General features: G+C 38.6%; 11 protein-coding genes, 1 tRNA gene and 1 rRNA gene. 10 read left to right on the top strand and 3 right to left on the bottom strand.

Annotated features, from left to right (window positions below):
- The 10 genes from rrf to ACFSTH_RS19800 all read left to right on the top strand — a co-directional run.
- A 5S ribosomal RNA gene (gene rrf, locus ACFSTH_RS21100) occupies window positions 1-81 on the top strand; the annotation flags it as partial.
- 130 nt (window positions 82-211) lie between these two features.
- Entirely contained in the window at window positions 212-1,408 is a 1,197-nt protein-coding gene (locus tag ACFSTH_RS19840) for a GNAT family N-acetyltransferase (protein ID WP_377773919.1), read from the top strand.
- A gap of 169 nt (window positions 1,409-1,577) precedes the next feature.
- On the top strand, window positions 1,578-3,035 hold the full coding sequence (gene guaB / locus ACFSTH_RS19835; protein ID WP_377773917.1) for an IMP dehydrogenase: 1,458 nt from the start codon (window positions 1,578-1,580) through the stop codon (window positions 3,033-3,035).
- Between the two features lie 294 nt (window positions 3,036-3,329).
- A complete protein-coding gene (locus tag ACFSTH_RS19830; RefSeq protein ID WP_377773915.1) occupies window positions 3,330-4,631 on the top strand; it encodes a D-alanyl-D-alanine carboxypeptidase family protein in 1,302 nt (433 codons plus the stop codon).
- 115 nt (window positions 4,632-4,746) lie between these two features.
- Window positions 4,747-5,631, top strand: a complete 885-nt coding sequence (gene pdxS, locus ACFSTH_RS19825; RefSeq protein ID WP_377773913.1) for a pyridoxal 5'-phosphate synthase lyase subunit PdxS — start codon at window positions 4,747-4,749, stop codon at window positions 5,629-5,631.
- Window positions 5,632-5,762: 131 nt separating this feature from the next.
- Complete coding sequence (gene pdxT / locus ACFSTH_RS19820; RefSeq protein ID WP_377773911.1) at window positions 5,763-6,347, top strand: pyridoxal 5'-phosphate synthase glutaminase subunit PdxT; 585 nt, start codon at window positions 5,763-5,765, stop codon at window positions 6,345-6,347.
- A gap of 44 nt (window positions 6,348-6,391) precedes the next feature.
- On the top strand, window positions 6,392-7,672 hold the full coding sequence (gene serS, locus ACFSTH_RS19815) for a serine--tRNA ligase (protein WP_377773909.1): 1,281 nt from the start codon (window positions 6,392-6,394) through the stop codon (window positions 7,670-7,672).
- 138 nt (window positions 7,673-7,810) lie between these two features.
- Window positions 7,811-7,899: transfer RNA gene (locus ACFSTH_RS19810), tRNA-Ser, on the top strand.
- 136 nt (window positions 7,900-8,035) lie between these two features.
- Window positions 8,036-9,130 (top strand): hypothetical protein, encoded by a 1,095-nt coding sequence (locus ACFSTH_RS19805; protein WP_377773907.1) that lies wholly within the window; start codon window positions 8,036-8,038, stop codon window positions 9,128-9,130.
- 259 nt (window positions 9,131-9,389) lie between these two features.
- On the top strand, window positions 9,390-11,528 hold the full coding sequence (locus ACFSTH_RS19800; RefSeq protein ID WP_377773905.1) for a sensor domain-containing protein: 2,139 nt from the start codon (window positions 9,390-9,392) through the stop codon (window positions 11,526-11,528).
- Window positions 11,529-11,594: 66 nt separating this feature from the next.
- On the opposite strand, the gene ACFSTH_RS19795 is transcribed toward ACFSTH_RS19800, so the two are convergent.
- The 3 genes from ACFSTH_RS19795 to tadA all read right to left on the bottom strand — a co-directional run bounded on the left by ACFSTH_RS19795 (window position 11,595) and on the right by tadA (window position 14,601).
- Window positions 11,595-12,311: an aspartate/glutamate racemase family protein gene (locus tag ACFSTH_RS19795; protein WP_377773903.1), complete on the bottom strand. Its 717-nt coding sequence runs from the start codon at window positions 12,309-12,311 to the stop codon at window positions 11,595-11,597.
- Between the two features lie 4 nt (window positions 12,312-12,315).
- Window positions 12,316-13,797 (bottom strand): Mur ligase family protein, encoded by a 1,482-nt coding sequence (locus tag ACFSTH_RS19790; protein WP_377773901.1) that lies wholly within the window; start codon window positions 13,795-13,797, stop codon window positions 12,316-12,318.
- 333 nt (window positions 13,798-14,130) lie between these two features.
- Complete coding sequence (tadA, locus tag ACFSTH_RS19785; RefSeq protein WP_377773899.1) at window positions 14,131-14,601, bottom strand: tRNA adenosine(34) deaminase TadA; 471 nt, start codon at window positions 14,599-14,601, stop codon at window positions 14,131-14,133.
- Between the last annotated feature and the right edge of the window lie 50 nt (window positions 14,602-14,651).

Genomic DNA, 14,651 nt, shown 5'->3' with positions numbered 1-14,651 from the left:
ATCTCGAACACGACCGTTAAGTCCTCCAGCGCCGATGGTACTTGAACCGCAGGGTTCTGGGAGAGTAGGAGGCTGCCAAGCGACGAAGGGCCTGTCACAGTTACTGTGACAGGTTTTTTGTTTTGTTTTGCTTTGTTGAAAAAGGAAGTTATAATAAAACTAGTTGAAATAATAGATTGAGCTAAATGTTGGTGAAAGAGGGTACGCGGAGATGAGTCATGATGAAGCCTTTGTTATTAAACAATTCGGATTAGATTATTTTGAAGAAAGTGTGGCGTTGCTATCCTTTGCTTTTCAAGGTGAAAGAAGCGAAGAACAGCGAGCAGAGATGCGAAAAAAATATGATCATCCTCAATATACCCGATTCGGAGCATTTGTTGATGGTGAGTTAGCAGCACAAGTATTTATTATTCATTTCGAAACATATATTCATGGACAAGTATATAAAATGGGTGGAATATCAGGCGTTTCTACATGGCCGCAATATCGTAGACAAGGGTTAGTTAGTAAATTGTTACAACAGAGCATCCAATTTATGCAGCAACAGGGACAAACTGTTTCGTACTTGTTTCCTTTCTCGGAATCATTTTATCGTAAGTTTGGTTGGGAATTATTATGTGAACGCAAAACATATTCTTTCGATATTTTATCAATGCCCTCTGCAAAAAGTGTGCAAGGTATATTCAAACGAGTTTCGTGGGATGATAAAGATTTACAGCAAATATACGGGCAGTACGCACTAAAATATACTGGTATGCTAAAAAGAGATGAACTATGGTGGAACGAACGTCATATTCGAAATAAAACGGCACAGCATGTTGTTTATTATGAAGCGGAAGTACCATTAGCTTATATGACATATGAAGTAAAAGAACAGGTAATGAATGTTCATGAGTTGATTTATGTTAATGAAGATGCTTATATGGCGTTTATGTCTTTTATTGGGCAACATGATTCGATGGTGGAAAAGGTAAAGCTAAAAACACCAGCCGATGATATATTATCTTTTGTTATGGATAACCCTAGAATTGAAACCGATCTAGCTAATTATTTTATGGCGAGAATTGTAGATGTTGAACAATTTATTAAACAGTACCGTTTTGTAGCGACAAATCAGTCAGATCGTATAAAGCTTCGAGTAACAGATAAACAAGCGAGTTGGAATAATCAAGTATATTATTTGGATATAGATGACACTGGCAAGGCGCAATTACATACAGTGGCAGACGATGACGAGGATGGCTATGAGGTGACGCTCTCTATCTCTATTTTAACTGCTGTATTGTTCGGGTATGGAACGTTGATTCAATTTGCAAGGTATAATCTAGTTTTGGGGGATGCGGAGCAAATCAACCGCTTACACCATCGTATTCCACAACAGCAAACCTATATAAGCGACTTCTTTTAAACTTGGTGTGTAGGATCAAAAACACAGAAAATTTTGAATATTTGCAATTTAGTTGTTTGCTGGAAAATAACGTAGCGTAGACATTTTATACGCCTTGACAGCATAATACCCCTCTGATACTATTCTAATAATATATGTGAGCTATCAAGGATAAGGGAGGAACTTACTAGTGTGGGAAACTAAATTCGCCAAAGAAGGACTAACGTTTGATGACGTGTTACTCGTTCCGCGCAAATCGGAAGTATTACCTAGAGAGGTTGATATTTCAGTTAGGCTTAGTAAAAATGTAAAATTGAATATCCCTCTTATAAGTGCAGGAATGGACACTGTCACAGAATCAGCACTAGCAATTGCAATTGCTCGTGAAGGTGGCGTTGGTATTATCCACAAAAATATGTCAGTTGCACAGCAAGCGGAAGAAGTAGATCGGGTGAAACGTTCGGAGAGTGGCGTTATAACTAACCCATTTTCATTAACAGCAGAACATCATGTGTATGATGCAGAAGAATTGATGGGGAAATACAGAATATCTGGTGTGCCCATCGTTGATGAAGAGAAAAAGTTGGTTGGTATTCTAACGAATCGTGACTTGCGTTTTGTTCATGACTATTCTATTAAGATTAGTGAAGTAATGACTCGAGATAATTTGGTAACGGCTCCGGTAGGTACAACGCTTGAAGAAGCAGAAGGAATTTTGCAAAAACATAAAATTGAAAAACTTCCTTTGATCGACGAGACGAATACATTAAAAGGGTTAATTACAATTAAAGATATAGAAAAAGCGATTCAGTTTCCTAATGCTGCAAAAGATACACAAGGCAGATTGCTATGTGGTGCAGCGATTGGTATATCAAAAGATACATTGGAACGAGCAGAAGCGCTAGTAGAAGCAGGGGTAGACTTGTTGGTTGTCGATTCAGCACACGGACACCATATTAATATTTTAAATGCGGTACGTAATTTGCGTGAAAAGTATGCTGATCTTACTATTATTGCAGGTAACGTTGCTACTGGAGATGCTACTCGTGATTTGATTGAAGCAGGTGCATCGGTTGTTAAAGTAGGAATTGGACCTGGCTCCATCTGTACGACACGAGTAATTGCTGGTATTGGCGTTCCTCAGATTACAGCTATATTTGATTGTGCATCCGTAGCACGTGAATATAACATTCCAATCATCGCTGATGGGGGAATTAAGTATTCTGGTGATTTGACGAAAGCAATTGCCGCAGGTGCTAGTACGATTATGATCGGTAGTCTGTTTGCTGGTACAGCAGAAAGCCCAGGCGAAACAGAAATATTCCAAGGTAGAAGCTTTAAAGTATACCGTGGTATGGGATCGCTTGGAGCGATGAAAGAAGGCAGTAAAGATCGTTATTTCCAAGAAAATGAAAACAAGCTAGTTCCAGAAGGTATTGAAGGACGAGTTCCTTACAAAGGACCTTTGGCAGATACTGTACATCAATTACTAGGCGGATTGCGTTCTGGCATGGGGTATTGTGGTACAGCTTCGTTGGACGAGTTAAAAAACGATACACAATTTATTCGAATAACAGGTTCTGGACTGAGAGAAAATCACCCACACGACGTTCAGATTACAAAAGAAGCTCCTAACTACTCCTTGTAATTAATAAATATAGATCTAATTAAAAAACTGACAGTCGTTCATGTAGCGATTACTGTCAGTTTTTTTGTTGGTTAATCAAATTTATGTATTTATAAGGTAAAAAATGTTAGGATTTAGCAGTATGAGATATTATTCACTTGAATGAATAGGAAAGAGGTTTTCTGCTTTACATGCATATGTTACAATTAGGCTTGTATCATCGTGATATTATATCGTTTGTATTCGTCATCATTGGATGGCGTTCTATATGAAAAAATGAAATGAAGAGAGACTTAAGGAAAAGGGGAGAAGGGATTGAAAACAAATGTAGTACCGTTGTTATGGAAAAAAAGTTTTATTACTCTATTAGTTGTAGCTATGTTCACGTTTCTTTTTGCATCATCACAAAGTGTACAGGCTGTTGGGTACGATAACAGACCTAGTACAGAGAACTCGTTAGAATTGGAAGTAAAGGCAGCTATTTTGATTGATGCTGACTCAGGTCAAGTGTTGTATGAAGTGAATGCCGATGAAACACTTCCTGTAGCGAGTATGACGAAGTTGATGACAGAGTATATTGTATTGGAAGAAATTAAAAATGGAACTTTAAGTTGGGATGACGTTATAACAGTTACGCAAGAAGCAAGTAATACAGGAAAGTCAGAATCTCAAATTTATTTGGCTCCCGGGGACAAACATACAGTAGAACAGTTATATATTGCAATGGCAGTCGGGTCAGCTAATGATGCGACAAAAGAATTGGCCATTAGAATTTCGGGCAGCTTGCCTGCATTTGTAACGAGAATGAACGAATATGCAGTGAAGTTGGGGCTAGAAACGGCTGTATTTACAAGTGTAACTGGTTTGGAAGATACGACAGTGATGTCCGCAGCTGATGTTGCTAAATTAGCCCGTTTAATTATAGTAGATCATCCAGAATTTTTTAAGTATTCAACATTACATGAATATAAATTTCGTGAACGCGACAAAAGCCCAATAATTAATTTGAATAGTATGCTTGGCGATGATATGGATAATCCTATTGTTAAAAGCTTGGCCTATGAAGGCGTAGATGGAATGAAAACAGGTTTTATCGAAGCTGCCGGATATAACTTTACTGGTACAGTAAAACGTGGAGAAACACGCTTTATTAGTGTTGTAATGGATACAAAAAGTCGTAATCAACGGTTTGTAGAAACAGCAAAGATGTACGACTATGGCTTTAATTCTTTTGAGAAGAAAACGGTACTTGCTCCTAAAACAAAAGTAGAAGGCTTCGAAGAAGTAGCGATAAAAAAAGGTGCGAAAAGAAAAGCAGCTATTGCTACAGACAAAGACATTACTTTTTTGGTTAAAAAAGGAACTTCACCTAAGATTGAGCTAGTCGCTAAAGAACTGAAATCGGAAGATGAATTGGTCGCACCGCTCGAGGCTAAGACGGAAGTTGGTAGTTTGACTTATCGTTATACGGACGAGGAAACGGGCAAGCATGTCGACTACAAAGTCAATTTAATACTGCTTGAAGATGCAGATAAAGCAGGTTGGTTTAAACTAATGATGCGTGCGATAGGTGACTTCTTTAGTAATTTATTTAAATCGATCGTCAATTTATTCTAATCATAGTTGATAACTCGGAAAATACACTTGTCGATTAGCTGTTGTTACTGTAAAATCAATGGTTAGAACAAGTAGCAAAAAGCTGCTGATGAAGCAATGATTATAGGAGGGTTTATTGATGGAGACGGGTACTTCTCGGGTGAAACAAGGAATGGCAGAAATGCAAAAAGGCGGCGTCATTATGGACGTTATGAACGCTGAGCAAGCAAAAATAGCAGAAGCAGCAGGTGCGACAGCGGTAATGGCGTTGGAGCGTGTACCTTCTGATATTCGTGCAGCTGGTGGAGTAGCTCGTATGGCTGATCCAACAATTGTGGAAGAAGTAATGAAAGTTGTTTCTATCCCGGTAATGGCAAAGGCAAGAATTGGTCATTATATTGAAGCTAAAGTATTAGAATCGCTTGGTGTAGATTATATTGATGAAAGTGAAGTACTAACACCAGCAGATGATATATTTCATATTAGCAAACAAGAATTTACAGTACCATTCGTATGTGGTGCAAAAGACTTGGGCGAAGCGCTTCGTCGTATTCAAGAAGGGGCTGCAATGCTTCGGACAAAAGGCGAGCCAGGTACAGGAAATATTGTAGAAGCTGTCCGTCATCTACGTATCGTTAATGGTCAAATACGCAAAGTTCAAGCAATGTCCAAAGATGAGTTGTATCATGAAGCAAAAGTGATGGGCGTTCCATATGAGCTATTGTTGAATATTCATGAAACTGGTAAACTACCGGTAGTTAATTTTGCTGCTGGTGGAGTAGCAACGCCATCTGATGCTGCACTGATGATGCATCTTGGCGCTGATGGTGTATTCGTTGGTTCAGGTATATTCAAATCGGAAAATCCTGAAAAGTTTGCTCGTGCTATTGTTGAAGCTACAACGCACTACGAAGATTTCAAACTGATTGCAGAAGTTTCTAAAAACTTGGGATCGCCAATGAAAGGTATTGAAATATCACAACTAAGTGCAGGACAACGTATGCAAGATCGCGGAATTTAAAGATCGCATACTTATACTTGCGATAAATAGAATGGAAACGGACATATACTAACACTAGTATATCCGAGCTGTTGGGACCGACCAAGCCTCATGAGCTTGGTCTATTCCTTTATAAGAATGGTGGTTAATGGATGGAAAGAGTTCTTAAGGTTGGCATATTAGCACTACAAGGTGCAGTAGCAGAACATAAGCGAAGTATCGAGAAAGCTGGAGCAGAAGCAATCTTAGTGAAGCGAGTAGAGCAACTATCCGAGCTGGATGGGCTAATTTTACCAGGTGGCGAAAGCACTACGATAGGTCGCTTAATGCGCCATTATGGTTTTATGGAAGCTATTCCAGCATTTTATGCTAGTGGCAAAGCGATATTTGGGACATGCGCTGGCTTAATATTGTTAGCCGATCATATAGAAAGTGGCGAAACGGCTCATTTGCGTTTAATGGACATGACTGTGATGCGCAATGCGTTTGGCAGACAACGAGAAAGCTTTGAGACGGATTTAAAAGTGGCTGGTGTAGCGGATGACTTAAGAGCAGTATTTATCCGTGCTCCGTTAATTACGAGTGTAGGAAGCGACGTAGAAGTGCTGGCGATGTATCAAGATGAAATAGTCGTAGCTCGTCAGGAAAGATTGCTTGCAGCGTCTTTTCATCCCGAATTAACAGAGGATGATCGGCTACATCGTTATTTTCTGGATATAATAAAAGCGACTGTATAATAAAGTAAATAAAAAGATGACACGTATAGAGGGGAGTCTTGTTAATGCTTGATGTTAAAATATTGCGTACGGATATGGAAAGAGTGGAGCAAGCTCTTCAAAATAGAGGAACAGCGCCGCAATTGATTGCTGGTTTTGCAGCACTAGATACAGAGCGTCGTACATTAATACAAGAAACAGAAAACTTAAAAAGCCAACGAAATCTAGTATCACAACAAGTGGCAAAGTTAAAAAAAGAGGGTGCTGATGCGGAAGCGCTTATTATCGAGATGAGAGAAGTCGGCGACCAGATTAAAGCATTCGATGAACAGATTAGACAACTTGAGGTACAAATTGATGAGCTAGTATTGGCAATTCCTAACATACCTCATGCATCCGTTCCGATTGGCCTGTCAGAAGATGATAATGTGGAAGTACGCCGAGTTGGCGAAGTTAAATCACTTTCTTTTGAGCCGAAAGCACACTACGAGTTGGGAACGACATTAGGAATTCTTGATTTCGAACGCGCAGGAAAAGTGACTGGTTCCCGGTTTGCTTTTTATCGTGGTCTTGGTGCGAGACTTGAGCGTGCGCTTATCAACTTTATGATGGATTTACATAGTGATAAGCACGGTTATCAAGAAATGTTACCTCCTTATATTGTCAACAAAGACAGCTTGCAAGGAACAGGGCAGCTTCCTAAGTTTGCCGAGGACTTGTTTAAATTGGAAGACAGTGAATATTATTTAATTCCAACAGCAGAAGTTCCGGTAACCAACTACTACCGAGACGAAATATTGGATGGTGCACAATTGCCACAATATTTTACTGCATATAGTGCATGTTTCCGGTCGGAAGCAGGATCAGCTGGTCGTGATACACGTGGTATTATTAGACAGCACCAGTTTAACAAAGTAGAATTGCTTAAATTTGTTAAACCGGAACATTCCTACGATGAGCTAGAAAAGTTAACGCAAGATGCCGAGACTGTTTTACAGTTGCTAGAGCTTCCATATCGCGTTGTCGTATTGTGTACCGGTGATATTGGATTTAGTGCTGCCAAAACGTATGATATCGAAGTATGGTTGCCGAGCGCTAATACGTATCGTGAAATATCTTCATGTTCTAACTTTGAAGACTTTCAAGCGCGTCGTGCTTCCATTCGTTTCCGGAGAGAAGCTAAAGGTAAGCCTGAGCTAGTACACACGTTGAATGGCTCTGGGCTAGCTGTTGGTCGGACAGTAGCGGCTATTATGGAGAATTACCAGCAGGAAGACGGATCGATCGTCATACCCGAAGTATTGCGTCCATATATGGGTGGAATCGAAGTTATTACAGCGCCTTAACTATATGAAAAAAGACAGCAATAAGTAATTGTACCACAGTCTAATATAATTTTTAAAAAGGACTTGCATAATTATAATAAACTGTGGTACAATATTTTTGTTGACATCATTTGATGCGACGCAATGATATTCACACATGGAGAGGTACCGAAGCGGTCATAACGGGGCGGTCTTGAAAACCGTTAGGGTGCAAGCCCACGTGGGTTCGAATCCCACCCTCTCCGCCATATTACATTTACTATTGAACTTCTGATCATGAATTGGAAGTTTTTTTGTTGTTTACAAATAAAAAGCTTCTCTTTTTGGCCGTTATAGCTTAAAATTAAGTGGTTTGAAAAAAAGAATGCGGAAGGAAGTTTTAAAATGAAACGAGCACTACAAGCGATCAGTCTTATGGTTGCATTATCACTCTTGCTAGTAGGGTGTGGAGGAGCGGCTAGTAAGCCACTGAAGGATACATTGCTTGCAGCAGCAATGAAGACAGCAGGAGCCGGCTCATACGTAATGGACGCTAGCTTTAAAATTGATAAGTTCGATATGACAGAAGGGGCTATAGACTCGGAAGAGTTAGCGGTAGCTAGTGAAGTGGCTGCTGTAGTAAAAGATGCAGCTATTCAAGCAAAAGCAATTTACAATAAAGAAGCGGGTCGTACAGATGTAGATTTGCAACTTGTATTGCCAGGCTTTATGAATATGTCTTTGAATGTTCCGATTATTATGAATGGTGACAATATTTACTTTAAAGCACCACAAATTCCATTTTTGCCGTTGCCACCAGAAGTAACAGACAAGTATATAGCGCTAGATTTGAAGCAACTAGCAGAACAAGCTGGCGAACCAATGCCATCGATCGATATTGCAGCACAACAAAAGTTAGCACAAGAAATTGCAACAGCTGCTATGAAACATTTTGATGATAAAAAGTATTTTACTGACGTTAAGTTAGCAGATGCTGGATTGCCTGAGCAAGTAAAAGCAAATAAAGTAGTTAAATTTTCATTGAATGATAGCAACTACGAAGAAACAATTACTGTATTACTAGAAAAAGCACTTCCAGAAATCATTGATATCATTTTAAAAAATGAAGATTATTTAACAATGATTGGGATTGAAAAAGCAGAATTAGAAAATGTGAAGCAACAACTTACAGCGGAACAAGCTGTAATCAAAGCATTTTTCCAAAATAATTTAAAAATTAATAAAGTAGAAGTAGTTAGTGCGATTGATAAAGACTACTTGGTTCATCAAGTAACTAATTTCGATGTAGAAATAAAAGATGAAGAATCAGGTGAAACTATTGCTCTTGCACTTACAGCTTCTGTAAATTATACGGATGTTGATAAAAAACCAGCATTTACTCAAGAAATTCCAACAGAAACAGTTCCATTTGACCAATTGTTGGGTGGAATGATGATGGACCCGTCATTGTTTTTAGAGGATGAAGCAGTAGTAGAGTAAGGTTAGCTTTTGAATGAAGATCGGATCTCGACGCTGTCGGATCTGGTCTTTTTTTGTGGAATGATGAGCTTATTGCTGGAAGCTATATAAATGTAATGAGAATACGATTTTATTGTTAATGGACAGAGCGAGTATAACCTTATACAATATTAATAAGTGTGTAAAGTAGGTTGTGCAGAAAATGTATATATTGAAAATATAATCAAATAGACCCATAATAAAGAATATGGCATGAATAAAGTTATGCAGGTGATAAAAGATGATAGAGAAAGATAGGGAAAACCAGCATCAACCCTTTTCATATTCTTTTGAGTCGGAATTGTTTTTGTTGCAAAATAAACAACTACAAGCGGCATTAAAAGAGTCGGCAGATATAAAGTACGCCCTCGACCAGTCTTCTATCGTAGCTATTACTGATCGTAGAGGTAAAATTATTTATGCTAATCCAATGTTTTGTGAAATATCGCAATATCGAAAAGAAGAGTTAATAGGTGAAGATCACCGAATACTTAATTCAGGCACTCATGGTAAGGAATTTTTTAAACGAATGTGGGCAACTATTGGTAGTGGAAAAGTTTGGCGAGCAGAAATATGTAATAAAGCGAAAGATGGTAGTTTTTATTGGGTGGATACAACCATTGTTCCGTTTTTGGATGAGCAGGGCAAATCTTATCAATATATTTCTATTCGTAATGATATTACCGATCGTAAGTTAGTGGAAGCAGAATTGAAGAGCAAGGAAGAGAAGTATCGGATAATTACGGAGAATAGTTCGGATTTAATCGTATTAATGGATGACCAATTGCAGCTATTGTACACCTCTCCTTCTTATTGGAACGCTCTCGGAGTGGAGCGTGATGAGAAACAGCAGTTACACTCCAATTTACTGGACTTTTTACATATCGATGATCAGCAACGTGTACCTTATATGTTAAGTAGAAGTAAGTTACCTTTTTCAATTGAATTTCGATTCATGCATACTAGTGGAAGTAGCATTGATATGGAGGCTACTTTCAATCTTGTGCCAAGTCAACCTGATCGACCTACGAGTTACGTAGTGGTTATGCGAGATATTACGGAACGGAAGAGATCGGAACAAATGATTTATTATTTAGCATATCATGACACGCTAACGGATGTACCTAATCGTAGGTTGTTTATGGAGAAATTAGAACAAGGTGTCTTACAAGCAAAGCGTGAATGTGCAGCACTAGCAGTTATATCTTTTGATATTGATCGATTTAAAGATATTAATGATTCGTTTGGTCATGAGATGGGCGATTTTTGTTTGATTGAAGTAGTGCAGAGGGTAAACAGTTGTTTGCCAACCAGTTCCGTATTGTCCCGTTTGGGTGGCGATGAATTTGCAGTGATGCTACCGCTTCAAGTAGGTGGAGGGGAACATGATGTTTCGATTTTAATAAAGCGTATACAACAAATACTAGAGCAACCGGTACAATTAGGTGATTGGCAACATCAATTAACATGCAGTTTTGGAATAGCTATTTTTCCTGATCATGGTCAACAAGCAGACGAACTATTAAATAGAGCTAATCGTGCATTGGAAGAAATAAAAAAAGGTGGTCGTAATAGTTTTTACATTTTTCAAAAAGAGATGGAAGACTATTCACTGGAAAGAATTTTATTAGAAAATGAGTTAAAAAAAGCGATAGCAGAACAATTATTTTATCTAGATTATCAGCCAAAAGTGAATTTGCAAACGAAGGAATTAGTTGGGATGGAAGTGTTGATTCGTTGGCGTCATCCTGAGCTAGGGACGATTCCTCCAAACAAGTTTATTCCGATTGCAGAGGAATCTGGTCTTATTATTGCAATGGGAGAATGGGTGCTTATGCAAGCCTGTCAACAAGCGAAGCAATGGCAAGTTGCAGGATACCCGAAGCTGTTAATGTCAGTCAATCTGTCAGTACGACAATTTCATCAGCATGATATCATTGACCGTCTGAAAGCAATTTTACATCATACGAAGTTGGAACCTCAATATTTGGAATTGGAAATAACGGAAAGTGCTTTTTTTGCGATGGATTACACGATTCATATATTACATCAGCTACGCGAATTAGGTGTACGATTGGCAATTGATGATTTCGGGACAGGGTATAGTTCTTTCAATTATATCAAACAATTTCCAGTACATACACTAAAGATTGATCGTACTTTTATTGCTGACGTTCATCATAACAAAGAGAGCCAAGCGATTGTAAAAGCGATATTAGTGATGGCAGAAACGTTAGATCTGCAAGTGGTTGCCGAAGGGATAGAGTGTGAGCAGCAATTTTCATTTTTGCAGGAAAACGGATGTACGTTGGGACAAGGATTTTATATTAGTAAACCGATATCAGATCGTCTGTTTGAGCAATATATGCATCAATTATAAAATAGAATAACAAATAGCAGCTTTCCTATGAGGAAGGCTGCTATTTTTGGTTGACGTATCGTATAACTACAATTGTTGATTAACTTGTTTACCTGAAAGGATAATAGCACGATCAACAAGTGTTTGCATAGCATCAACCGTACAGTTCTTATATACGGAATCAAGTGCAATGCAAGATAATTCTGTACAAGCAAGGATGACACAATCACACTCATATTGTTCGATCATTTGATCAATTAGACGTTGTAAGCGTTCCGGATCGCAGTTATTATTTGCTTTGACATCGGTATAAATGATATCCATTACTTCTTGTTGCAAGTTAGCAGGAGGCTCGACTAACTGCATCGGGTATTGAGCAATACCTTTGGCATACACTTTGGTACTTATCGTACCTGTTGTAGCTAGGACGGCAGCTCTACAGCCAGCACCAAATCGTTCAAATACAACTTTCCATGTTTCATCTATCATATTAATGATAGGAACACTGGTCATCGCCTGCATATGTTCGTAGAAATAATGGGACGTATTACAAGGAATCGCAATATTGGCAGCTCCGGCTTGTTCAAGTAAAGCAAAATCTCGCGCAATGGTTGTTAAAAACTGGTCTGCCTGACCTTGGGCGATAACTTGTGTGCGATCCGGTATAGTAGCGTGGTTAAGAATAACCATATTAATATGATCTTGATCACGAGAAGCAGCAGTTCGTTCAATTATTGTATCAAAGAAAACGGCAGTTGCTTTTGGGCCCATGCCGCCAATGACACCAAGGATTTTTTGTTCCATCAGACTACCCACCATTCCATTTTTGCCGTATGATTGATGCAGCAGGGTCCATTCCTTGACAGCCGGCGAGTAATAACAAATCACCATTGCCTGTTTCTGCTAAGGCAGCATCAATAGCTGTAGGTAGCTCATCGTAAAGCGTTACATTAATGTTAGCTTTCTCCATCACTTGCAAAAAGACGGCTAATTCCTCATCAGTAACTACGTCTTTGTCTGTCACGTGTGAAACGCTTTTCGTAGCGATTAGCTCATGTAGTTCTAATTTTTTCATCCAATTAACAATGACTTCAGCATTTTCTTCATTTACAGTAGTTCCTCGACTTCCTCGAATCGCGTAAAGCAAATGAAGCTTTTCATAATTCATAAATCTGATCGTTTCCATAGTTACGTTAATATTACCTGGGTTTGCAAAATGATCATCGACAATGGTAAATTTCTCTTCATGAATAAATTCAAATCTACGTTCTACACCTGGAAAATTACTTAATGTTTGTTGAATAACTTCTACTGGCACTTGGTTAAGTAACGCAATAGTAATGGCGACCATAGAATTATAGACGGAATGTAACCCAGGTACAGATAGTTCTACAGCAAATTTCATTGGCTCGAGAGAAATATGTGGTGCGTCGAAAGGTTTTGTTAGTTCAAAATAAAATCGTCCACGACCTGTGGATAGATCTAGATCTGTACAGCGTATATGTCCAGTTTGATTTTTCAATCCAAACGTAATAACATGTGCTGCTGTTTCTTGCTGAAGCGAAGCCGAATATGTATCATCTAAATTCAAGATAGCGATACTGTCTGCACTTGCTTGTTTAATGAGACTTGATTTTATTTCCCAATATTTCTCGAAGCTTCCATGTGAATCGATATGCTCTCTACTTAAATTATTAAATGTTACGATGTCATAGGGAACTGCTTCAATACGATGTGTTTCCATCGCTGCTGAAGAAACTTCCATACACACATGTGAAACATTAGCATCCACCATTTGTTGCAAATAATGTTGTAAATCTAATGATTCTGGCGTAGTTAACTCAGAAGGGATAGATTGATCAGCTACTTTGACAACTACTGTACCGATTAACCCGGTCGTTAAACCGGCGTTTTCTAGCATGGCATTGGCCATATAGGAAGTCGAAGTTTTACCATTGGTAGCAGTAATTCCGATCATTTTCATTTTTTGAGCTGGCTGGTCGTAGAAGGCTGCTGCTAATTTAGCTAGAGCTATCCGGCTATTGGCTACACGAAATTGAGGGATCGTAATATGCTCTTGAAATCGTTCCACTATAGCAGCTACAGCTCCGTTCGTAACGGCTTGTTGCAGATAAAGATGCCCGTCTGTTTTGTAGCCGGTGACGCATACGAATAAATGTCCTTCGGAGCACTTGCCGGAATGATAACTTATACCCGAAATCACTTTTTCTCTAGGATATACCGTATCCAGCACTTCAATATGGTTTGTTAAATCTTTCAAACTAAACATGTGTAATACTCCCTTCTATAGTTGCTATTATCTATTGCCATATGGAGCTGGAGTGATCCATATTGTTTGAAGAAGCTACAAAATATATATGCCATAAGTGTACTGTATAGTTTGTTTGAATACAATTTTTTGTCTCCATTATAGACAGATATTTATAAATTTAATATAGCATGCCTCTGCAAAAATGAATAATAATTTACTCGTGTCGAATCATAGTAGAAAATTAAATGCCAGTTTCGACAGAATTATACATACACATAGCTACACGATTAGTATAATGTTGATATATATCTAGCTATAAAGATTGTTATAATCAAATATATCAGTAGTTGATTATTGGCGCGTTTGTCGTAGTTTCCGAAAAAATTGTGTTAATAATTGTCCACATTCTTCTTGTAGAACACCGCTTGTCAATTGAGTTTCATGGTTAAAGCGTGGTTCTTGTAACAAATTCATTAGTGTTCCGGCACATCCTGCTTTATGATCTGGAGCTCCATAGACTACTCTTTTTATGCGAGACTGTATGATAGCGCCTGCACACATGGGACAGGGCTCTAGTGTGACATATAATGTACAGTCTAGTAGCCGCCAGGCATGTAACTGGCTGCAGGCTTGGCGGATCGCTTCTAATTCTGCGTGAGCAGTTGGGTCATGGGTAGATTCACGTAAGTTATGACCTCTTCCGATAATTTGTCCATCTTTGACAATAATTGCTCCAATCGGTACTTCTCCTAACTGCTCGGCTTTGCGAGCTTCTTCCATAGCTTGTTGCATCCAGTGAATATCTTCTAATTCTCGAATCATGACGATTGCTCCTTGTGAATAAAATAAGATTTGTCCAACGAACGGATATT

This window comes from Paenibacillus yanchengensis, assembly GCF_042684845.1.
Lineage (GTDB): Bacteria > Bacillota > Bacilli > Paenibacillales > Paenibacillaceae > Pristimantibacillus > Pristimantibacillus yanchengensis.
The sequence above is the reverse complement of the archived record's forward strand: the minus strand, read 5'-3'. Positions and strand labels throughout refer to the sequence as shown.

Excerpts from the sequence above, each read along its gene's own strand:
- ACFSTH_RS19840 (WP_377773919.1), top strand. The coding sequence starts at position 212 with ATGAGTCATGATGAAGCCTTTGTTATTAAACAATTCGGATTAGATTAT.
- pdxT (WP_377773911.1), top strand. The coding sequence starts at position 5,763 with ATGGAAAGAGTTCTTAAGGTTGGCATATTAGCACTACAAGGTGCAGTA.
- serS (WP_377773909.1), top strand. The coding sequence starts at position 6,392 with ATGCTTGATGTTAAAATATTGCGTACGGATATGGAAAGAGTGGAGCAA.
- ACFSTH_RS19805 (WP_377773907.1), top strand. The coding sequence starts at position 8,036 with ATGAAACGAGCACTACAAGCGATCAGTCTTATGGTTGCATTATCACTC.
- ACFSTH_RS19800 (WP_377773905.1), top strand. The coding sequence starts at position 9,390 with ATGATAGAGAAAGATAGGGAAAACCAGCATCAACCCTTTTCATATTCT.
- ACFSTH_RS19795 (WP_377773903.1), bottom strand. The coding sequence starts at position 12,311 with ATGGAACAAAAAATCCTTGGTGTCATTGGCGGCATGGGCCCAAAAGCA.
- ACFSTH_RS19790 (WP_377773901.1), bottom strand. The coding sequence starts at position 13,797 with ATGTTTAGTTTGAAAGATTTAACAAACCATATTGAAGTGCTGGATACG.
- tadA (WP_377773899.1), bottom strand. The coding sequence starts at position 14,601 with ATGATTCGAGAATTAGAAGATATTCACTGGATGCAACAAGCTATGGAA.